Origin of the sequence: Prevotella sp. oral taxon 475 (genome assembly GCF_018127805.1) — a bacterium.
Lineage (GTDB): Bacteria > Bacteroidota > Bacteroidia > Bacteroidales > Bacteroidaceae > Prevotella.
The window spans coordinates 232,004-253,787 of the sequence record NZ_CP072334.1 but is presented as its reverse complement, the minus strand read 5'-3'; the positions used below and the strand labels follow the sequence as shown (position 1 = coordinate 253,787).

General features: G+C 52.1%; 15 protein-coding genes. 5 read left to right on the top strand and 10 right to left on the bottom strand.

Going from position 1 to position 21,784, the window contains the following annotated elements:
* The first annotated feature begins 24 nt into the window (after positions 1 to 24).
* The 4 genes from efp to J5A66_RS00940 all read left to right on the top strand — a co-directional run bounded on the left by efp (position 25) and on the right by J5A66_RS00940 (position 4,765).
* Complete coding sequence (gene efp, locus J5A66_RS00955; RefSeq protein WP_211790631.1) at positions 25 to 591, top strand: elongation factor P; 567 nt, start codon at positions 25 to 27, stop codon at positions 589 to 591.
* Between the two features lie 172 nt (positions 592 to 763).
* On the top strand, positions 764 to 1,813 hold the full coding sequence (locus tag J5A66_RS00950; RefSeq protein ID WP_211790630.1) for a glycosyltransferase family 2 protein: 1,050 nt from the start codon (positions 764 to 766) through the stop codon (positions 1,811 to 1,813).
* Between the two features lie 13 nt (positions 1,814 to 1,826).
* Complete coding sequence (radC, locus tag J5A66_RS00945) at positions 1,827 to 2,507, top strand: DNA repair protein RadC (protein WP_211790629.1); 681 nt, start codon at positions 1,827 to 1,829, stop codon at positions 2,505 to 2,507.
* A 221-nt stretch (positions 2,508 to 2,728) separates the two neighbouring features.
* A complete protein-coding gene (locus J5A66_RS00940) occupies positions 2,729 to 4,765 on the top strand; it encodes a helix-hairpin-helix domain-containing protein (RefSeq protein ID WP_211790628.1) in 2,037 nt (678 codons plus the stop codon).
* A 3-nt stretch (positions 4,766 to 4,768) separates the two neighbouring features.
* Here the strand turns inward: J5A66_RS00940 and dprA are convergent, their stop codons facing one another.
* The 4 genes from dprA to J5A66_RS00920 all read right to left on the bottom strand — a co-directional run bounded on the left by dprA (position 4,769) and on the right by J5A66_RS00920 (position 9,293).
* Positions 4,769 to 5,896 (bottom strand): DNA-processing protein DprA, encoded by a 1,128-nt coding sequence (gene dprA / locus J5A66_RS00935; protein WP_211790627.1) that lies wholly within the window; start codon positions 5,894 to 5,896, stop codon positions 4,769 to 4,771.
* Between the two features lie 82 nt (positions 5,897 to 5,978).
* Positions 5,979 to 6,377 (bottom strand): thioesterase family protein, encoded by a 399-nt coding sequence (locus J5A66_RS00930; RefSeq protein WP_211790626.1) that lies wholly within the window; start codon positions 6,375 to 6,377, stop codon positions 5,979 to 5,981.
* Positions 6,378 to 6,399: 22 nt separating this feature from the next.
* Complete coding sequence (locus J5A66_RS00925; RefSeq protein WP_211790625.1) at positions 6,400 to 7,746, bottom strand: DUF2851 family protein; 1,347 nt, start codon at positions 7,744 to 7,746, stop codon at positions 6,400 to 6,402.
* 305 nt (positions 7,747 to 8,051) lie between these two features.
* Positions 8,052 to 9,293, bottom strand: coding sequence for a uracil-xanthine permease family protein (locus J5A66_RS00920; protein ID WP_211790624.1), 1,242 nt, complete (start codon positions 9,291 to 9,293; stop codon positions 8,052 to 8,054).
* A 118-nt stretch (positions 9,294 to 9,411) separates the two neighbouring features.
* Here J5A66_RS00920 and J5A66_RS00915 point away from each other — a divergent pair, with 118 nt between their 5' ends.
* Positions 9,412 to 10,254 (top strand): S1 RNA-binding domain-containing protein, encoded by an 843-nt coding sequence (locus J5A66_RS00915; RefSeq protein WP_211790623.1) that lies wholly within the window; start codon positions 9,412 to 9,414, stop codon positions 10,252 to 10,254.
* Between the two features lie 187 nt (positions 10,255 to 10,441).
* On the opposite strand, the gene J5A66_RS00910 is transcribed toward J5A66_RS00915, so the two are convergent.
* From J5A66_RS00910 to J5A66_RS00885, 6 genes are all read right to left on the bottom strand, one after another.
* On the bottom strand, positions 10,442 to 12,508 hold the full coding sequence (locus J5A66_RS00910) for a TlpA disulfide reductase family protein (RefSeq protein WP_211790622.1): 2,067 nt from the start codon (positions 12,506 to 12,508) through the stop codon (positions 10,442 to 10,444).
* A 90-nt stretch (positions 12,509 to 12,598) separates the two neighbouring features.
* Positions 12,599 to 13,699 carry a TlpA disulfide reductase family protein gene (locus J5A66_RS00905; protein WP_211790621.1) on the bottom strand — a complete coding sequence of 367 codons (1,101 nt, stop codon included), beginning with the start codon at positions 13,697 to 13,699 and terminating at the stop codon, positions 12,599 to 12,601.
* 1 nt (position 13,700) lies between these two features.
* Positions 13,701 to 15,395 carry a PKD-like family lipoprotein gene (locus tag J5A66_RS00900; protein ID WP_211790620.1) on the bottom strand — a complete coding sequence of 565 codons (1,695 nt, stop codon included), beginning with the start codon at positions 15,393 to 15,395 and terminating at the stop codon, positions 13,701 to 13,703.
* A 190-nt stretch (positions 15,396 to 15,585) separates the two neighbouring features.
* Positions 15,586 to 16,860 (bottom strand): DUF4843 domain-containing protein, encoded by a 1,275-nt coding sequence (locus J5A66_RS00895; RefSeq protein WP_249109989.1) that lies wholly within the window; start codon positions 16,858 to 16,860, stop codon positions 15,586 to 15,588.
* Positions 16,861 to 16,874: 14 nt separating this feature from the next.
* The gene (locus J5A66_RS00890) at positions 16,875 to 18,350 is read right to left on the bottom strand and encodes a RagB/SusD family nutrient uptake outer membrane protein (RefSeq protein WP_211790618.1); all 1,476 of its coding nucleotides are present in this window, start codon (positions 18,348 to 18,350) and stop codon (positions 16,875 to 16,877) included.
* Between the two features lie 9 nt (positions 18,351 to 18,359).
* Positions 18,360 to 21,728, bottom strand: a complete 3,369-nt coding sequence (locus tag J5A66_RS00885) for a SusC/RagA family TonB-linked outer membrane protein (protein ID WP_211790617.1) — start codon at positions 21,726 to 21,728, stop codon at positions 18,360 to 18,362.
* Between the last annotated feature and the right edge of the window lie 56 nt (positions 21,729 to 21,784).

Here is a 21,784-nt window from a genome sequence, read left to right as displayed (position 1 = left end):
ATCATATATAAAAATAGACAACTCATGATCAATTCGCAAGAGATCAAGATTGGAACCTGCATCCGTCTTGACAATCAGATTTTCACTTGTATCGATTTCCAACACGTGAAACCCGGCAAGGGGAACACTGTGATGCGCACCAAACTCAAAAACGTAACCACCGGGCGCGTGCTCGATCGCACTTTTCAGGTGGGTTTCAAGCTCGAGGATGTACGCATCGAACGCCGTCCTTATCAATATCTTTATCAAGATGGCGAGGATTTCATCTTTATGAATCAGGAGACCTTCGAGCAGGCTCCCATTGCCAAAGAGGCCATAACGGGTGTGGAATATATGAAGGAGAACGACGTGGTTGAGGTGGTGACCGACACGACAGACGGTTCTGTGCTCTTCGCCGAGATGCCTGTTAAGACGGTGCTCCGCATCACGCACAGCGAGCCTGGCATCAAAGGAGATACCGCTACCAATGCCACCAAGCCGGCAACGCTTGAGACGGGTGTCGTGGTTCGCGTTCCACTCTTTATCAACGAGGGCGAACTCATCCAGGTAGACACCCGCGACGGTTCCTATCTGCAAAGGGTAAAAGAGTAGGTCTTTTCAGTGGATGAGTAGGCAAGGAGATGAGTTGATAAGAAGATTAGTCAAGTGGATGTTCCTGTTCACTCGCCAACTCATTTCCTTATCCACTCATCCACTTGTTCCCCCGTCAACTTAAAAGAACAAGCCTCCTTGTTAACTTGATCAACTAAAAACCTCATCCGCTATGAAATACTCCTTTATCATTCCTGTTTTCAATCGTCCTGACGAAGTGGACGAACTGTTGGAAAGTCTTACGCACCAGAAGCTGCAAGATTTTGAAGTGATTGTCGTTGAAGACGGGTCGACACTGCCTTGCCAGGATGTCTGCCAGAAGTATGCCTCACGACTCTCCTTACATTATTATATGAAGGAGAATTCCGGACCCGGACAGAGCCGCAACTACGGTGTAGATCGCGCCCGGGGCAAATACGTCATCATCTTAGATAGCGACGTGGTACTGCCCGAGGGTTATCTCGACGCCGTAGAAGCCGAACTCCAACGCCTGCCTGCCGATGCTTTCGGTGGTCCCGACAATGCTCATCCGTCTTTTACCGACACGCAGAAAGCCATCTCCTACTCCATGACTGCTTTCTTCACCACTGGCGGCATCCGTGGCGGCAAGAAGAAGCTTGACCGATTCTATCCCCGATCCTTCAATATGGGTGTGCGCCGGGAGGCTTACCTACAGCTCGGCGGATTCTCCAAAATGCGTTTCGGCGAAGATATCGACTTCTCCCTTCGCATCTTCCAAGCCGGACTACGTTGCCGACTCTTCCCCCAGGCCTGGGTGTGGCACAAGCGGCGCACCGACTTCCGCAAATTCTTCCGTCAAGTCTACAACAGCGGCATCGCCCGCATCAACCTCTACAAACGTCATCCCCAATCGCTCAAACCTGTGCATCTCCTACCAATGCTTTTTACTTTGGGCGTGATCTTTCTCTTCCTCACATTGATATGGGGAGCCATCTTACAGGTTTTTGGTCAGGAGGGCATGCAGCGCGGTGTGGGATTCCTGCTTATAAATAGTGCCCTCTTACCGATTGTTCTCTACTCCGGTGCTCTCTTCATCGACTCGCTTCGAGTCTATCGCCGCCCTCGTATCGCGTTGCTTTGCATTGTCGCCGCCTTTGTTCAGCTCATGGGCTATGGCTTCGGCTTTTTGGCAGCCTGGTGGAGACGTTGCCTCTTGGGAAAAGATGAATTTGCAGCCTTCGAGAAAACGTTTTATAAGTAGAGGAATAAAAATCATGAACATTACCGACTGGGCCCCTGAAGACCGCCCACGAGAGAAGATGGAACGCTACGGAGCTTCTCGCCTCACCAACGCCGAACTGCTGGCTCTACTCATCAGCTCTGGCTCCGACCAAGAAAACGCTGTTGACCTCATGAAACGCATTCTCGCCGACTGCAATAACAATCTCAACACCCTGGGCAAACTCACCCTTCATGACCTCACCACTTATCATGGCATCGGACCAGCCAAAGCCTCTCTCATCCTTGCAGCCTGCGAACTGGGCAAGCGTCGTCAAATCCAAACCGCCGAAGAACGTGCCGACCTTGGCTCTGCCACCGCTATTTACAACTATATGCATCCACGCCTGCAAGACCTCGACGTAGAAGAGGCCTGGGCTCTTCTACTCAACCGCAACTACAAACTCATCAAACCCCTGCTTCTCTCCCACGGCGGTATCACCGAGACGGCCATCGACGTGCGCGTCCTCCTGCGAGAGGCCCTGCTCAATCATGCCACTATCATTGCGCTCTGCCACAATCACCCCAGCAACAACGCCACACCCAGCCCGCAGGACGATCGCCTCACGCAAGCCATTCAGCGCGCCTGCGAAACTCTGCGCATCTATCTTCTCGACCATCTCATCATCACCGACGGGCAGTATTATAGTTATCGTGAGGAGGGAAGGATTCTTTAGTTGACAAGTGAACCGGCAGACGAGTTGACAAGGGAGATTCAACAAGCAGAGTCTCTTGTTAACTCGTTGACATGTTCCTCGTGAACGATCTTCTTAACAGATGCTTTTCTATGAATAAAACTTGACGAAAAGCAGAATAAAACCTATCTTTGCCGTGAAGACGGTAATCAGACTAACCCAAAATTGAAAAGAATACCACCATGAGAGAGAATCTCCTCATCATGAAAAGAAGATGTACAAACAAGCTGCATCCACTGCTTTTGTTTGTTATTAGCCTCCTATTATCTTTGTCTACACACGCCCAAACTCCCGAGGGGTGGCAAGAACTGTATGCCCGAATGGGGAATGCGGAAGAGATGGAGAGCGGTGCCTGGCAAGAGACTTGCGAGCTACTGGCCGACCTTCAGGCGCATCCGATCAATCTGAATACAGCCTCTCGCGAAGATTTGGAGCGATTGCCGTTTCTTACCGAGAAGCAAATCGAAGACCTCTGCGACTATCTTTATCACTACGCCCCGATGAAAACACTGGCCGAATTGGCTCTTATCGAGTCGATCGATACCGACACTCGCCTGCTCCTACAGTATTTTGTCTACCTGGGCGAAGAGAAAAGAGATAGGTTTCCCTCGTTGAAGAATCTACTGAAGTATGGCCGTCATGAGGTGGTTGCGGCTCTCAGTCTGCCCATTATTTCGACGCAAAACGAGAAGAAGAAATTCTTAGGCTATGACTGTCGCCACTTTTTACGTTACGATTTCCATCTGGGTCAACGCTTCAGAGTGGGATTTCTCGCCGCGCAGGATGCCGGAGAGCCGTTCTTTGCCAATCGCAATAGAATGGGTTACGACAACTATGCCTTCTATTTTCTTCTGCGCCAACTCGGTCCAATCCGAACCTTAGCCGTGGGAAGATACCGACTTCGTTTCGGAATGGGATTGGTGATCGACAACGGTTACTCGCTGGGGAAACTCCCCATGCTCGTCTCACTGGGTCGCACGGTCTCTTCTTTGCACGCCCATTCGTCACGATCGGAGGGACAATTTCTACAAGGCGCGGCAGCCACCCTTCAGCTTTTCCCGGGTGCAGACTTCACCGCCTTTGTTTCTTTCCGTAAGATCGATGCCACACTGACAGCTGACAGCACGGGCATCCGCACTATCAACCGAACGGGCTATCACCGCACACGCCACGAACTGAGCCGCAAACACAACGCCGAGGAGCGGGTCTTCGGTGGACATCTGGGCTTCTCGAGCAATGGATTCCATGCGGGTTTCACAGTCCTGGGCACTACATTCGACCAACCGCTACGGCCCGATTCCATACAGATCTACCGCCGTAACGCGCCGACCGGTCGGTCGTTTCATCATCTCAGTCTTGATTACGGCTATATCCGTCGACGTTTCTCGATTACTGGAGAGACGGCCATGAGTGCCCATCAAGCCCTGGCCACCCTCAACCAACTGAGCTGGCAGTGCACCGAACGGCTATCTTTACTCCTGCTTCAGCGGTTTTATTCCTATCGTTATCACGCCTTTTTCGCCCGGAGTTTCAGCGATGGCGGACAGGTGAATAATGAAAGCGGACTCTACATCGGCTTCAACTGGAAGCCTCTGCCCGCTATTGCCCTCTCGGCTTATACCGATTACGCCTACTTCGCCCTTCCTCGTCCTCGCTGTTCCGCCTCATCCCATTCTTGGGACCATCTCTTTTCGGCCGTTTACAGCCGTGGTCGCCTCTCGTTACAAGCTCGCTACCGACTCCGATTCCGTCAAGAAGACGCAGAACGAAAGTCTCCAAAGACAGCACACCAGAGAACACAAGTCAATAAGACAGAGCATCGGGCACGAATGGTTTTCGTCTATACCCTGCCTCAATGGTTTGGCAAGGTACAGACCGATTTTTCCTGCACCCGGAAAGAGCAAACCAACCTTGGATGGATGCTCAGTGCCAGTGGCGGCTGGCAAAACGCCTGGCTGCGATTAGATGCCATGGCCGGATATTTCCATACCGACAACTTCGCCACCCGTATTTACCTCTACGAACGCAGTCCGCGTTATAGTTTTTATTTCCCTTCTTTCTTCGGTAAAGGATTGCGATGCACCCTCATGGCCCGGGCAAACATCGGCAAGCATCTACAATTCACCGCCAAATTAGGCACCACCCATCGCGCCCATCCATTGCAATCATCCACTTCGCCGTCTGCAATCACCGGAAAAACAAAAATGGATGCCAGCCTACAATTGGTTGGGAAGTTCTAACCATCACCCCAAAAGGTGGTAGGTCCCGCCAGCCAACATCTTGATGACGCCCTTCATTTCGAGTTGAAAGAGCAGAGAAGTGAGGTGCGAAATGGGAATGCCGGCCTGCACAGAGAGCATATTGATTTGCAAGTCGTTGTGTTTTTGAAGTGTAGCTACAATGCGTTGCTCCTCGGCAGACAGGTCGGGAAAGAGTTGCCGTTCCACCGCCAGTCGTCCCTTCTGTCGGCATCTCAGTTCGTCTTCCCAGTTCATAGCCCGAACAAAGTCCAGGGCCGAAGTGATCAAGGCGGCCTTATTGTCACGTATCAGATGGTTGCAACCCTCGCTATAGGGAGCCCCTACGGCACCGGGAAAGGCAAAAACGTCGCGCCCATAGCTGTTGGCAATAGAAGCAGTGATCAGTCCACCGCCATGCGCAGCACTCTCTACCACGATGCAAGCATCCGAGATACCTGCCACGATGCGGTTTCTCCGCACGAAGTTCAGCTTATCGGCATTGGTATTAGTAAGGAATTCGGTGAGCAGTCCGCCATTTTTCACCATCTCGTCGGCCGTTGGTCGGTGTCTCGGAGGATAGAGATCATCCAGTCCGTGAGCCAGAATCCCCACCGTAGGAAACCCATTTTGCAAGGCACAACGATGGGCATTGATATCCACGCCATAAGCTAAACCGCTGACGACGAGCAGTTCTGGACAAAGCGACCGGAGGTCTTGCATCAATCGCCGAACAAGGTCTTGCCCATAAACAGTGCACCGCCGTGTGCCCACCACACAGACCACACGCGGCGCATTGAGGTTGGCCGTACCCTTATAAAAGAGCACCAGCGGTGCATCATCACACTCTTTGAGTCTCTGCGGATAGCGAGAGTCGGCCATACAGAGCGTTTCAATGCCGTTGCGGGCATTATATTCCAGTTCGGTTTCAGCGAGGCGCAGATGCCGATCGATTGTTTTCATCGCCTCGACAAGCCTTGGCGAGGCATTGGGCAACACCGCTCGGATGTCTTGTCGATGTTCTACCACGGCCGTAGCAGAGCCCAATCGACGATAGAGTTCTGCCAAACCCGCCAGATTGAAGTAGTTGAGGCGAGTCAGTGCAATGGCATACAGTTTTTCATTTTCGTTCATCAGGTATTTCTTTTGAGGAGAGAGACAGCCCGAAAGCCTTGTCGAAGCAGCCGGGAGGCCTCCTTTTCGGCAGAGCGAAGCGTTAGAGATAGGGTTGGAAGGCAGCGTCTATCTCTTCGCTGCGAGCCAGTTTTCCGTTCACCAGACATACCAATTCCACGCTGGCTCGAAAGCTCAGCTTACCGTCGCTCTTGCGAAACAGGTCTTGATGGAACACATATCGGATGCCTTCTCGGCTCAATGCCAGGCGCGATACAAAGACATCGTCGCACCGGAGCGGCACTTTGTATTGCAGATTCATGCGAGCCACCACGGCATCCACCCCTTTTTCGTGCAGACCGGCAAAGCTCAGACCTGTTTTCTGCAAAAAGAGATGCCGCGTATGTTCGGCATAATGCAAATAATTGGCATTGTTGACAATGCCCTGGATGTCGCATTCGTAGTCGCGAACATCCATTTCTGTTTCAAAAATATAGTTCATTTCCTTTTCAAATCCATCTGTTTTAGGGAGCCAGAACCGGCCTCAAAGGCCTCTCCGGGCTGCCTTCCATGCCAGATTTTCTCTTGAGATAAGCATAGCCGATGCGGCATTTCAGGCAACCCTTTCGGTCACAATATTCATTTTTCAGTTGTATCAAGGCCTGCGTATCGCCGGCATGGCTCACCGCTAAGCCACACGCTTGCCACATCCTGACAATGTGGTTGTCCTCGGCTTTCAGCTCTTCCAGCAACTGAAAAGCCCTGTTGCACCATTCCTCCCGGTGCAGATGGCGACCGTAGGCAAAAAGAACGGGGATCACGGTGTTGAGAATCAGCACATCGCGCGAAGCCACAGAGAGTGCTTTCTTGCTGGCTTTGCTCTCGCCGCCGAAGACGTAATGCCGTTGCCAATAGGGCGAAACAGTCGTTGAGAGGACTGTACGCAGCTGCCCGATGTCGTTGCACGCCACGATTTTTTCCAGTGAAGCCCGTCGCGAAGCATAGAGTTGTGCCAACTGAGAGAGGCGGATGTGGGGGAAGTTTTGCGGGCGGAGTCGCAGAAAGAGCCACAGATGGGCCTGCATGGGTTGAAGATTGTATTCGCGGGCCATCTGTTGATAGGCCGTTTTCAGCTGCCCGAAGTATTCGGATTGAACCGCTTCCTGCCGATATTTAACCGGAATGGCTTCCTCCTCGAGTAGACCTGCCTGCCCCATCAGCAAGGCCTCCACCTGCTGGGGTTGGTCTCTGTAGCGTTCGGCGCAAGACAAGGGGATGCGGTAGGCCCATTGCTCGAAGGCATCGCCGTTGATTCCGAACCCGTAGTTACGCGCCAGCGTCACGAAGAAAGCCGCCTCCCACGAGCCGCCGCAGCGTTCTACACGCCGCAACACCGCTTCGGTTTTCTGCTCGAGCCGCTCGGTTTGCAAGGCCGAAAGCCAACTGTGCACCAACAATGCCGGCAGATGAGGAACGATTTTGTAACAGGGCGGATAGCGATCGGCCGTTCTCAGTTCGTCGAAATGGCGTTGCACCTCCGGCGGAATCTCCATCACCACCTGCGCCAAAGTCTTCCCGTCCTGCGTGACGACTTCTCTATCGGCCTTGCCCACCACATGAAGCACCACGTTGTTGTAGCGTTCATCTTGGTCGTGTCCATGCAAATGCCACTGCGAAGCCAGGTCGTGAATCTCCACATTGCCTGCCCAGATGATGCCGCCCATCTTGATTTTGGCGTTGAAGAAGTCGGGGCCTGCATTAGCATTGGGCAGCCCCGGGTCGACCACCTCCACCCGTTCGCCCCGGGTGGTGAAGAGGGGGCGTGGAGAAAAGAGCCGATGTTTCCACACATAGTGCAGCAGTTGTTCCATGGGCGTTGGCATAAAAGGGGTTACAAACGCAAAGTTACGAAGAACTTCCGAGGTTTACCGACCATTCGATACAAAAAGTCTGCACCGTCTTTTCTTCCATTTCCCTCGTCGGTCTCCTCTCTTCAAAACTGTATATATAAACCGATGATTATCAATTACTTACACAACGCCCTGCAAAAGCTCAACTTTTGCAGGGCGTTTTCTTAGCTTTTGCACACCGTTTTCTTAGCTTTTGGCATGCGTTTTCTTAGCTTTTCAAACTTACTCCTTTCCTTATTCCTTCTTACTCCTTTCCTACTTTCTCCTTACTCCTTTACTACATCCTCCTTACTTCTCCCCTCCTTATCCTTCTTTTCCTCCTGCGGGAGGCAGAGATTCAGCACGATACCGACGATGGCCGACAAGCCGATGCCGCTGATGGCGAAGTTTCCGTAAGACAACACCGCACCGCCGATGCCCATTGTCAGGGTAACGGCTACGATAATGATGTTCCGCGTCTGATTGAGATCTACCTTGTGGCGCATCAGATTGAGAAGTCCCACACTGGCGATCGTACCGAAAAGCAACAGCATAATACCGCCTAAAACAGCCTGCGGAATGCTTCTGAGCAGCGCACTCAATTTGCCGATCACCGAAAAGACGATAGCCGTAACTGCAGCAATGCGGATCACAGCGGGCGAAGTCACCTTGGTGATGCTCATTGCACCAGTCACTTCAGAGTAAGTGGTGACCGGAGGCCCCGCCAAAAAGGCCGATGCCAAACACGCCAAGCCGTCGCCCAGAAGCGTTCGGTGCAATCCGGGGTCTTGGGTGAAGTCTTTTTCGGCTACGGCTCCTACCACATACACATCGCCAATGTGCTCGATGACCGGGGCAATGGCCACCGGTATCATGAAGAGAAGCGGCTCCCAACTGAACTCCGGCAGAGAAAAATGAGCCACAGAGGCTGGCAACGCAAACCAAGGGGCTTGCAGAACAGGACGGAAATCCACCTCGCCTATCTGCCAGGCAACAACATATCCTGCGGCAATGCCACATACCACGGGCACCAATTTGAGCAGTCCGCGCCCCAAAGTGAGCACCAAAATGGCGGTAATGAGCGAGATGAAGGCCAGTAGCCAGTTGCTCTTCGCCATATCGACAGCACTCGACGAGAGCGAAAGACCGATTAAAATAATCACCGGACCGATGACTACAGGCGGGAAAAGACGATTGAGCAAACGCCGGCCCTGCCATTTCACCAGCGCACTCATCGTAAAATAAACCAGCGAAACGCCCAACAAGCCCGCCAATGTGCCAGGCATACCCCACTGTTTGCTGGCCGAGAGGATGGGCGCAATAAAGGCAAAGCTCGACCCTAAGAAAATGGGAACCTTACCTTTCGTGACAAAATGAAAGAGGAAGGTTCCCAGGCCGGCCGTGAGAAGAGCGGTAGAGGGATCGAGACCCACAAGAAGCGGAACTAAAACGGTGGCTCCGAAAGCCACAAAAAGAAACTGAACGCCTACGACAATGCGCTTGGCGGGGGATAGATGGATGGGTTGCATAGAATTGTTTTTGAGGCCCTGGCTGCATGACAACGGGCCGGTTGAAGTTGTTTTCTTTGCAAAGTTACGACAAATATGCTGCATTTTACGTATTTTTGTATGCACAAATAGGTTTCAAATGACAAGAATAAAACTGGGAGACAACAACCGACTGACCGTTGTCAGAAGGGTAGATTTCGGACTCTATCTCGACGGCGGCGACGAGGGAGAGATTCTTTTGCCCGCCAAATATGTGCCGAAAGGCTGCCTGCCGGGCGACGAATTGGACGTATTCATCTATCTCGACCAGGAAGAAAGACTCGTGGCCACCACCGAAAAGCCGCTGGCACGCGTGGAAGAGTTTGCCTTTCTGGAGGTGTCTTGGGTGAACGAGTATGGTGCTTTCCTTGATTGGGGCCTCATGAAAGACCTCTTCTGCCCCTTCCGAGAACAAAAACAGCGCATGGAAATGGGTCGACGGTATGCGGTCTACGTCTTTTTAGACGAGGAAAGCTATCGATTGGTGGCCTCGGCAAAGGTGGAACGCTTCTTCTTACAGGACTTTCCGCCTTATCGTACAGGCGATGAGGTGGACTTATTGGTGTGGCAACAAACGGATTTGGGCTTTAAGGTGATCGTGGATAACGCTTATCCGGGACTGGTTTACCAGAATCAGGTGTTCAAAGAGGTACATCCTGGCGACCGTATGCAAGGTTTCATCCTCGGTGTGCGGGAAGACGGCAAGATAGACGTGAGCCTTCAGCCGCTGGGCAGACAGCAAACGGTCGATTTTGCCAAGGTGCTCTACGACGATCTCCAGGCTCACGGTGGCTTTTGCGCACTCGGAGACAAGAGCGATGCCGAGGAAATCAAACGTCGTTTCCACGTGAGTAAGAAGGTTTATAAGAAGGCTGTGGGCGATTTATACCGCCGACGGCTGATCGAAATCACCCCCGAAGGTATCCGGTTGGTACATTCTTGAGAATCAGCCGCTTACAAAACGACGTGCAAAAGCTTAGCTTTCGCACGTCGTTTTCTTAGTTTTTGCAACCCCATCTCTTAGCTTTTGTCTTGCGTTTTCTTAGCTTTTGCTTTGCAAAGGCGAAGAGGCTGTGTGGGGTAAGCGTGTGTTGCAGGTCCGCAGGTCTGCGGGATGCACAAGAGAAAAGCTATTTTCGGGGTGCCTCTTTTTGGTAATACAAGTCGCCGGAGAGGATCTGACGCACCCGACTCAACAGTTCGTCGCCTCGCAATGTGAACGAGATGGCTTTTCCTTCGGGATCGATGAGAATGTTCATCGGCACTTCATGCACTCCGAAAAGACGGGCTGCCGGCGAGGCTGCGCCCTGAAAATCGCAGGCTTGCAACCAGTCGGCACGGTTGATCCCCATCTCTTTCAAAGCCTTGCGCCAAGCTTTTTCGTCCTTATCCAGCGAGAAACTCACCATGACAAACTTCTCTTTCGACTGACGCGAGTCGGTATAAAGCTGTTTCAGCTTGGGCATTTCGCGTCGGCAATCGGGACAGGAGGAGGCCCAGAACGTGAGCAAAACATACTTGCCCAGGCAGTTGTACAGTTGCGTTTGGGTTTTGTCGGACAATGGAAGAGTGATGTCAGGCACGTCGTTGCCTTGCATCAGGTTGAGCGATTTAACGCTGTTGTCGAGCGAACGGGCGTAAGGATGCGACTGTATCTGCGGTGCCACAGAGGCTGCAAGCTGCCGTCCATACTCTTTGTTGAAGAGCGGAAGCAGGTCGCGTTCCATCAAAAGGGGCATCAACGGAGATGCGTTGTTCTCCAGAAGGAGCTTCAAACGCATGGCGGTTCGCCGAATCTCGGCGGCGCAACGAAGGCTTTCGACATCGGTTTTCCCGTCGAGGGTGTTGAGATAGGCACTGCCTTTGGTGTTGCGTAGCTGCGAAAGAGCGGCTTCGATCTGCTCTTCACACGCACGGTCGATGGCTACATACTGACGGTAAAGAGCCGGATCGGCTTGCTCTGCCTGTCGGTCGGCCGACGGTTTGCCCTGTTGTCCGGCGGTGGAAGCTGAAGCCGTAGATGACGGGGCGGCCTTTTGAGACTTCATTTCGCCGTTTTCGATCTTCCGCATGGTGCTGATGAGCTGTTCGCCACGTAAGTCGAAAGCTACGATTTGACCCTCGGGACTGATGAGAACCGTCCGCGGAACGGCCTCCACATTGTAGAGCTTGGCCGCCGGAGAACCCCATCCTTTCAAGGTGGAGATGTGCAACCAATCGGCATGCACAAGGCCGTTGCGCTGTATGCAGTCCGTCCATTCCTGCTTTTTGCTGTCTATCGAATAACTCAACACGGCAAAAGGCACTTTTCCTTGCATTTCTTCCAACACTTGTTTGATGACGGGAAACTCGCGACGACACGGTGCACACCACGATGCCCAGAAGTCTATCAATACGTATTTCCCCCGTAAATCGGAGAGACTGAGGTTCTTTCCGTCGGGCGTCAGGCCCTCGATATCGGGTGCAGGTTTACCCACTTGAAGGTTGGCTGCTCGCACAAGATTCACCAGTTCGCGATACATGGGATGCTTGCGAACGGCAGAGGGCACGGCCTTTAAATATTGTTCTTCGAGCACTTTGGGGGTGAAGAAGCGGAAAAGGTCGTACTTAATGATGTAGAGAGACAACGGAGAATCGAGGTGTTGGTCGACAAACTGCATGGCAGAGGTGCGATGCGAGAGACTGTTGACATAATAAGTGGCGCGCTGATAGGGATAGAACGCCTTGTCGTTGTTGCGCACTTCGGCAGGTAAAGCTGCCATCATCTTCTCCATTCGTTCTTTGGCCACCTGAGCATTGGCATCTTCCTGCTCCTGATAAGCCAAGAGAAGGTCGTTGGTCGGCGTGCCTTTCACCCGCGCCCCGACAGGGAAACGGGCATTGAAAGGTAAGACGGTGATGTCTCCCGGTTCAAGAAACAATTGAATCGAACCATTATCGAAGCCGGAAATATGATAGGGAGCGAGCACGCCGGGAGCCTTTCCCGTGAAGGTAAAACCCTTGTCTGAAACGACGGCCGAGTCGACAACGACTTCCTGTCCGTTGACTTCATGCGTGAGATACACCTTCTTTACCGTCTGCGGAGTGTAGCGCAGCGAGTCGATTTGCATGGTTCCGCGAATCACGAATGCTCCTTCCTGCTGCGCCATGGCAGAGAGAGAGCAGAACAAAAAGAGAGGTAAGAGATTTTTTTTCATTATAAATGGTTTGTTGTTTTTTCCTGTTTACACAAACCAGCAGTGAAGAATCGCCCCGCACTGCCGGGCTTCTTCACCACCGATCAAGTTTTATTTGTTGAATAAAGACGTGACGAACGACTTGAGACTTTCGCCATGTAGCCCCGTGGCCACAATGCGATTGTCGGCATCGAGCACAAAGATGGCGGGAATGGCGGTGACACTATAGCGTTTGGCCACTTCGTCTTTCCAACCTTTCAGAGAAGAAACCTGCGTCCAACTGAGCCCATCTTTCTTCACGGCCTCTGCCCAACGACCTCGGTTTTCATCGAGAGACACATTCACGATTTCAAGCCCCTGCGTATGAAAATCGGCGTAAAGCTGCCGCAAAACGGGGTTGTTGAGCCGGCAAGGACCGCACCATGAAGCCCAGAAATCGACGATTTTCACCCGTCCCTTCATCTTACTGAGCGTGAATTCTCCACCCGAAAGCGTGGGCAAAGTGAAGTCTGGAGCCTGGCTTCCCTGGCTGACCATCGACAATCGGTTGATGCGTTGCTGCAAGATCACGCCGCTACGACTTTGCTTTGCCCCATCGCCCAACTGTGCATACAGCTGTTGGCAAACAGCCAAAGGGGCATCCTTGGCCTCAACCTGCTGTAAAAACAGGTGGGCCGAGAGAAGATTATCGTTGGCAGAAAGGAAATGTTGGCGCAGGTTTTCTTGCTCTTTGCGCAGCTGTGCAATGGTGTCGTTGACACGGCTGGCACTGCCATAGCGCAATGCTTTTTGAAGACTGTCGGCCACATGTTGCAGCTTTGCCTGGGCCTGCAAGAGGGTTTTGCAGGTTTGTTGATAAGCCATTTGCCGGTCTTGAAGCCCCTTTCCGCGTACAAACCACCCCTCACCGTCGCGCAACAAGGCGCGATAGGCGGTGCCAGGTTCTATAAAAAAGAAGAAGCCTCCTTGATAACCGTCTACCGAGAGACAGGCTGGCAGCGGCTCGTCGACCTTGATATTCCGCATTGAAAAGCCCGAAGCGTTGAAAGGAACGGTGCAAAGCGTGTCCCAACGACTCTCGGAGATGCGCACGGACAGATGCAATTGGCCTTCCGCAAGGCCCTCTACTCGACCTTCGATGCTACCTGTCTGCTGGGCATGAGCCACACCGACGAGGAACAGGAGCAGTGAGATGAAAAGCTGTTTTCTCATTTTAATGTTGTGGTGGAAGTTGATAAGAATACTCGCGCACAAACTGAACGTCGAGGATAGGACCCAGTTTCTGCCCGTCGGAGTCGGTATCGTGGAAGGTGGCGGCAAAGCTTTCGTCCACGTCCGAGGCCGTATTGAGTTTGATTTCGGCAATGGCACCGTTTGCTCCTTTATTCATTCCGATGGTGAGATAGCGTCCCAGGTCGGCCGAATAGATAAAGATGTCGTCCGAACGGAATTTCAAACAAGAGATGGTATAGCCGTCGGGAGCGCTGTAAAGCACGGTTTTGTCGCCATTGTTCACATTGTAACGCACCACATCCGCTCCATCAGCGTAGAACACATAGTTGGTGCTGAACCACGTATTATACAAAATCGTGGACTTGAGTGAAGGCGAAAAGCCCTCCAACCGCTGCCCCTTGATGGTGTAGGCAGGGGCATCGCTGCTGCCGCCATCATCTTTTCCATCGCTTGATGCGGTGGAGGTGAGCTGGTAGAGATAATAGTTTTGTTCGGCGGCATCGCAGAAAATGAAGTAGGGTGTGGCCTTCTCATAGTTTTCGCGATACTGAATGAAACCGTAGAGAGCTTTCTTTCCCACGGGCGACAGTCCGTTTTTGAGCCCCGAAAAGTCGACATGCGCATCTAAAACAGGGTTGTTGAGCTGTGCCTCATAGGCTTGTCTTTCCATCCAAATGCCGTATCCGTCGTCTTTGTTGACGTGCAGAAAGCGATTGTTACGAGCATCCCACATCACAAATTCGGCAGCGGTGATGGCGGCAGCCGTCACCTGATAGCCCCCCACGGAGCCCTCTGTGGCCGGGAATTTGAAAGCGGGAATGGTGCGGGCGGTGATGAAACGCCCGTCTTTGGCTAAAAGATAGTAGAAGTCCGACTGGTTGGAGGGGTCGCCCACCATGCCCATTTTGTCCGGAATAAATGCCCCTTGAGCACTGAAGGGCACCACAAAATCTTTATAAGACGTGAAGCGTGGCTTCAGTCCGAAGGGGTCATACGTCTTCGCTGTGCCGTTGTTGATGAACGCAATGAAGTTGTGTGTCTTGACAAAATCGCGCCCCTCGGCCACCAGTCCATATTGAAACATCAGCCGATAGGCATCCGTAAAGGGATTGGCCTCTTCGGGATGCACCAGTCGATAGGCGTCTCCGCGCACGTTGGTCTGAGCACCCACGGTCTCGATGTTGCCCAAACGCACACTGCCCGCCTTGCCGTGAAGGAAGAAAAGGCTGTTTTTGAAGATAGGACGGGTGGCCACGGTGAAGTTCTCGTAGCGCGAAAGACCCGTCGTCCGATCGTACACCTGTAAACGGATGCTGAAACTGGCAGGTGCACCCACCGGCAGTTCGATGTCGAGATAACCCTTGGTGGTGAGGGTATCGCGGATGGTTTGCTTGTCTTTCTGGTAGATTTTGATCCACCGGAAGTCCAGTTGTTCAAGGTTATTTTGCAGCGATTGCCCCACTTGCACTTCGATGCGCTTGTGCGTATCGGCAGCGGTGAGGGCCTGTGTGAACTCTATCGTGGGCCCGGAGAGCATCTCGACGGCCGCCGGAGAGAAAACCAACGTGTCGATAGAGTTCATCCCACTGAAGTTGTAATCGTAGTTCCCCTTATCTTCATAGCAAGAAGAGAGGGCGGCAACGAGGGCCAGCAGGCATATCGTCTTTCGGTTCATAAGAATGGATTTTAATGTGGATGAATGATGATGAGAGAGATTCGGCGAGGCGTCTTTCGGCTTTCGCCTGTCCGTCTCTTAGCTTTTGCGATGCATTTTCTTAGCTTTCGCCGTGCGTTTTCTTAGCTTTTGATGTGCGAAAGCTAAGCTTTTGCATGGCGTTATGTAAGCCTCTGATTGTCAGACTCTTTCATGGAACCGTCGGAAAGCTGAAATCATAGCTGCCCAGAGCGGCTTTTTGCCTGAAGAGTTGGTTGCAGGCTTTGATGGCATCTTCGCCTCCGAGGGTGTCGTCCCAGTGCACATTGCCCCACTCGTTCATCACGGGGAAGAGCTGATTGAGCACGAAGTCGGCCCCCTTATGTTCGAGCCAGACGTCTATCATGAACTTATATTTCTGCTCCGAATAGGGCCCGTAATACTTTTCGATCATCGTTTTGCCACCCTGTTCGTCTTTCCAGGCCTGCGGTTGCACCAGCTCGTAGGCCGTATGGGGCAGCATGGGGATGTAGAAACTGCCTTTATAGGAGTTGCCAGCGCGCCATCCGTCCTGGTAATAGGTGTTGTATTTCAACATCATCTGGTGCACGGCACGCAGGTTCATGGCCTTCATCGAGGCCTCATCGCCACCCAATTGCGCGTATTCATTGGCGGTGGTAATGTCTAAATCGTTGCACAACCCCACGAAAGCGCTACTCTGATAGGTGCCTAAATAGGTGGTTTGGAGCGATGTCCAATACCAGGGCTGGGCATAGGTGTTGTCGTTGGTGAAGGGGATGTCGATGGTGATGGGTGTCGACGGGGCGGCTTTTTGCTGGCGACGAAGACTGTCTATGGCGGCCAAATTCCAACGAACAAACTGGTAATAGTCGGGCGAGGTGTAGAAATCATTGCGACCCGAGAGCCTCACCATCAAGATTTGCTTCGCTGCCGACCAAGGCCCTAAATAGCCCAAGGCCATCTGATCCCATCTCTCGGGCTTGCGATAGGTCTCTTTGACGTGGAGGGTGAAGGTTTGAAAGTCTTTGATGCCCGGTCCGATTTGCGACTCGGCATCTTCGCTGTCAATGTATACCTGGGCCTGGAAGGTGGAGTCTACCAGCGTAGGACGCTGGGCCTTGACGCGAATTTCCTTGTCGAACTCGTTGGGCTGGAACACGATCTCGGGGAACAAAACCTTGGCTTCGGCTACGCCCTGCACAGCTCTCGACTTGAGAACTACCTTCCTGGGATGATCGGCAGCATAGCCCATGAGTTTCAGTTTCAGCGTCACAGCAATCTCTTGGGGTTGCGTGAGTATCGAGTCGGCAAAGTTGACGGTGGCGTTCAGGGCCTCTTTCGTGGGATAACTGAAGTAGACGCCATCGCTATTCGGGGCATATACCCCTATGGTTTCTTCCTTGCAGGAGAACGAAAGCATGCAGCACAGTGCGGCCGCAGCAACATAAATCTTTTTATTTTTCATCTTGACCATCGGTTTTAAGGGTTGGAGGACGGCGTGTTCGACCCGTTCTGCGCATCGTGAGAGGCTGTCCATCCATATTCTTTTTCGGCATCGGGGAGAGGGAAGACGTAGCGTTCTTTCGACAGGGTGATGTCGGTGGCATAGGGAAGGGCGGTGATGCCGTGACGTTTCAGAAAGAACCAGTATTGCCCTTCGGCGTAAAACTCTTTGCGAAACTCTTTGTCTAAGGTGGTGAGACGACTGGCTTCGGTGGTGAATCGCTCGTTGAGCGACTTGGAATAGCCGCGTTTATTGCGCACGGCATTCAAGTATTTGGCTGCTTGGTTAAGGTCGGCGGTCATCTCACAAAGGATGTAATACATCTCGGGTAGACGGATGAGGGGAATCACTTCCTTGGCATTGGTGTTGTATTTGCGCGACAGGGCCATCTTCGTGGCGGCGTGTTCGTAGAACGCTGTGCTCTTTGTGCGCATGTCTTCACGCCGACTTCCCGAAACTTCGAAGTAGCTGTTGAATCGCTCGGAACGAATGAAGTACTGACTGGTGTACTTCTCTCCGTCTGCCCAATGCGAGGAAAGGGTTTTCGACATCTGATACATGTTGACAGCACAGAGGCACTCGGAGAAGAGAATAGGGTCGTCGAGGTTGTTGGAACTGAGTTCTAACCCACAATGATCGATGACGTCTTGCGCGCAGGCAATGGCGTTCGGCGCATCGTTGGCATAGCAATAGACGCGCGCCAGAAGGGCGTTCACGGCGTGATAGTTGAAGCGATACTGCCGTTGGCTTCCTTCCAAACGCAGCGTTTTCTCGGCAGAGAGCAGTTCTTTGGCTTCTTTCAGGTCGGCCAAGACATGCTCAATCAGTTCTTTTGCGGGCAGAAGCGGCTGCTTGGATTTGTCTGCCACGGTTCTGTAAGGCACGCTGAGCGTTTTCGGAGCGGCTGCATCGGAGCGGTAGTTCCAGGGCCCCCAGGCTCTGAGCAGGTCGAAATGACAATACGCACGCACTGCAAGTGCCTCTGCACGATAGGTGTTCCGGGTGGTGACATTGCGCACGACGGATTCTCCTTTCTTGTCGAGCCACTTGAGAAGATTGTTGCTATTGGCGATGATGTTGTAGAGCTTGAGCCAGGACTGGGCGATTTTCTGCTTGGTTCGGAACCCGTCCGAGGTGGCCGTTGCATAGTTGTAGATGGCGGCTCGGTCGTTGGCTCCGTCGGGAATATAGTCGTATTGCTGCGCCAACTGATCGAGTAGGCCGAACGACATGTTGTCTCCATAAGCTCCTCCGTCTACCATCGAGAGGTAGATTCCGGTGAGTGCACTCTCGAAACCAGCTTCGGTGGAGAAGAGTTTCTCGGCTGTCAGGTCGGTCTTGGGACTGGTATCAAACCAATCCGAACAAGCTGTCGAAAGGCAAACGACCAACGTGCACACGCCGATTCGGCAGGTGCTATATAATAATGTATAGAGATTCGATGGTTTCATAGGGCTGTATTACTTAAAGATGACAGAGAAAGAGAGAGAGTAAGAACGCGAGAAGGGATAGCCTAAGCCTCGCTCCATCTTGACAGTCGAGAAGCGAAGAAGGTCGTTGGTGGTGAAGTTGAGCGAGAGCACGTCGATGTTCAGCCGGCTCAACAGCTTGTATTCGGTTTGCTTAAAACGATAACCGATGTTGAGACTGGCCAACTTCAGCTCGTTGTCTTTCATAATAAAGCGATCCGATGCGGGCGTTTGCGAACCGTTCAGGTCTATCTTTTTATATCTGACAACGTTCCCCGGACGACGCCAACGGTCTTCTGCCGCACGGCGATCGAGGTTGTAAGCGATGTTGCTGTTCTCAATTTTGTCTACCAAGGTTTGATTATATACAATGCCTCCCCACCTGTAAACGAAGCCGAGCGTGCACGAAAAGTCGCGCCAATTCACCGAAGAACTGATTGTTCCGCTCACCTTCGGTGTCGTGTCTCCTACCGGAACCTTGTCTGCTGAGTTCCAAACAAAGGTCTTTTCTCCATTCTTTGTGAGGAAAACCTCTTTGCCTGTCATCGGGTCTATGCCAAGAGATCGAACGGCATAATAGGTTGTCGTCGACTTGCCTTCTTGATAAACGGGCAGCGGAGCGGAAGCCGATCGAAGCTGTTCTTCGTTCATCTTGCGTAGATAATCCGAGATTTTACGAATCTTATTGCGGTTGTGGTTCATCCCCACAGCCAGCGTCCAGTAGAATTGTTTTCTGAGATTCTGCCACGCTATGATGTTCAATGTAGCATCGAAACCGCGGTTTTGCAGTTCGCCAGCATTGATATACTGCGACTCAAAGCCTGTAGATGGTGCCAAATCGTAGTTGGTGAGCAGCTGTCGGCTGATGTTATTATAGTAATTAAAGGTGAGATTGATGCGATTTTTCCACATTCCTACATCTACACCCAAGCTCATATTATCGGTCTTTGTCCACTTAATGTCGGGGTTATTGAGTCTGGAGAGCACCGCACCGAGGGTAGAAAACGAGGTATATGGCCGCATTGTGCTACTGAAAGTGTAGTATTCTATTGCGTCGGCAGGGCTCGAATTCTGTGCACCCGTTACGCCATAGGTGGCTCTGAACACTAAGTTGGATACCCTTCCAGCCAGCCATTTCTCGCGATGAGCATTCCATCTGGCTCCCACACTCCAAAAAGGCGTAAGACTGTGGTCGGCATAACGCGAAGTAATTTCACTGCTGACGTTCACGTCTACCGAATATTTATTATCGTAACTATAGGACAATTGCGTGATCAAACCCATCGAACGGGAGATCGATTCCGAACCGCTTGGACTGGTCATCATCTTGTTTCCGAAGATGAAATCATCCATATGTGGGTCAGGATAGCCCTTTGCCGAGAGGTTCACATAGTTGCTTCTGTCTTCGCTAAGCGTCCAGTTTCCGAACACACTCAGCAGATGTTGCTTGATGGCCAGGTTGTAATTGATGCCCAAATTACTCGACCACGACATCATTTCTCCCGTATTCTTGGTGTAGCTTCCTCGTAAAGTCTTGTCCAGTTCGGGCAAGAACGAAGTATGATTAGCCGGAAGAAAGTTTTCCGTTCGGGCCATACCGCGCAGGTAAGACAGACTTTCGGTGATGCGAAGATTCTTCAACAGTCGGTACTCCAGATTGAGATTGGCTGTGATATTGGTGTTACTGGTCAAATCTTTGATGCCCACATTGGCATTGTAAAGCGGGTTAGCGATAGGCACACTGCCCGATCCTGTGTGGTTATCAAGCTGTCTGAGATACTCTCCAAACTCGTTCGTGGGACGGTAATAGGGGTTCACTCGCGTATATTCCGAGAACGAACCGTAAGGCGAGTTATGTCCTCCGCTCTCCGCCAAGTTGAGACTTGCCCCGATGGTTACATCCTCCTTGCGATACGTCATATTGAAGTTTAGACTCTTGGTGTTTTGTTCCGACCCTTTCATCACGCCCGGATTGAACGCTGCATTCAGGTCGAGACTGTAGCGGAAGGCCTCTGTTCCGCCCGCAGCCGACAGCGAATGGCGATGCATCACGGCCGTTCTCAACGGCTTACTCAGCCAATACGTATCCACACCGGCCAGCACATTGCGCAGCAGTTGGTTGTAACGGTTCATGCTTTTGGCGTTATTGGGATCGTAGACACCCGCATCCCATTCCATCTGAAGCTTCTCCCGGGCATTCATCAGCTTATAATCGGTAAGATCGGGAGCCTGAACCGTAATGCCCCCATTGTAGCTAACCGACAGCACACCATCAGGAGCCACCCTCGTTTCGATGACCACTACGCCGTTAGAAGCCCGAGAACCGTAGATCGCCGTAGCAGCGGCATCCTTGAGAATGGTGACATTTTCGATGCGTTCGGGGTCGAGTTGAAGCACCCTACTCATCGAAACGATGAATCCATCGAGCACGAATAGCGGTGTATTGGGCCTGCTCGAGACGTTGTCGAGCAGCAGATCCATGCTGTTTAGCGAGGCCGTTGTACCCAGGTTTTGGTCGCCGCGAATGAGGAATTCGGGTTGAGCATTGGGGTCGGAACCACGGGAATTGTTTTCTAACACCTTAAAACTGGGATCGTAGAACTGCAAACTCTTCAGGATATTATTCGGATTCAGCTTGCGCAAGTCTTCTCCTTTCACCGACACATAATTGCCTGTAAAGCTCGATTTGCTGCGTTTGCTCAGTCCCGTCACCACCACTTCGTCCACCATTTGCCCATCGGCCTTGAGTGCCACCTTCATATTGAGGTTGCTACGGGTGATTTGCAGCGATGTCGACTCATAGCCCATATACGATATTTTGATAGAGGCCTTGCGTGGAACCTGCAGTGAAAACTTACCGTTTACGTCGGTGATGCTTCCCTTAGTGCCGCCCGTCTTCGTGCCATCGGTCACCATCACGGTAGCCCCCACCAGTGTTTCGTGGGTCTTAGCATCGGTAACAATACCGCCAATGCGAAGCATATCCTTCTCGTCGGCTTCTTTTTCGTAGGCAGCAATCACCACATGGCGACCGCCTTCATAGCGAATCCTCACGTTTTGGTCGCCTATCAATTGGCCCAAAACCTTATCCAGCGGAACATCTTTCACATTCAGCGTTGTAGGACGGGTGATTCCCACGAGTGTCACCTCTTGAAATTCGATGGTGGCATCAGCTTTCTTCACCACTTTTTCAAGCACCGCACCGAGTGGTTCGTTGCTTACACGCAGCGTCACGGGCGTGTTTTTCCAGTCGTCGAAGCCTTGATTCTGTGCATGAGCCTGACCGACGAGCAGCCATAAGACACAAAGCACACCGAGACAAGCGACAAAACTCTTGCAGCAGTTGTTTTGTTTTTCCATTGATAAGGGTTTTTGAAGGGTAAATTGACGGATTGTTCAATACCGAACCTCCACCA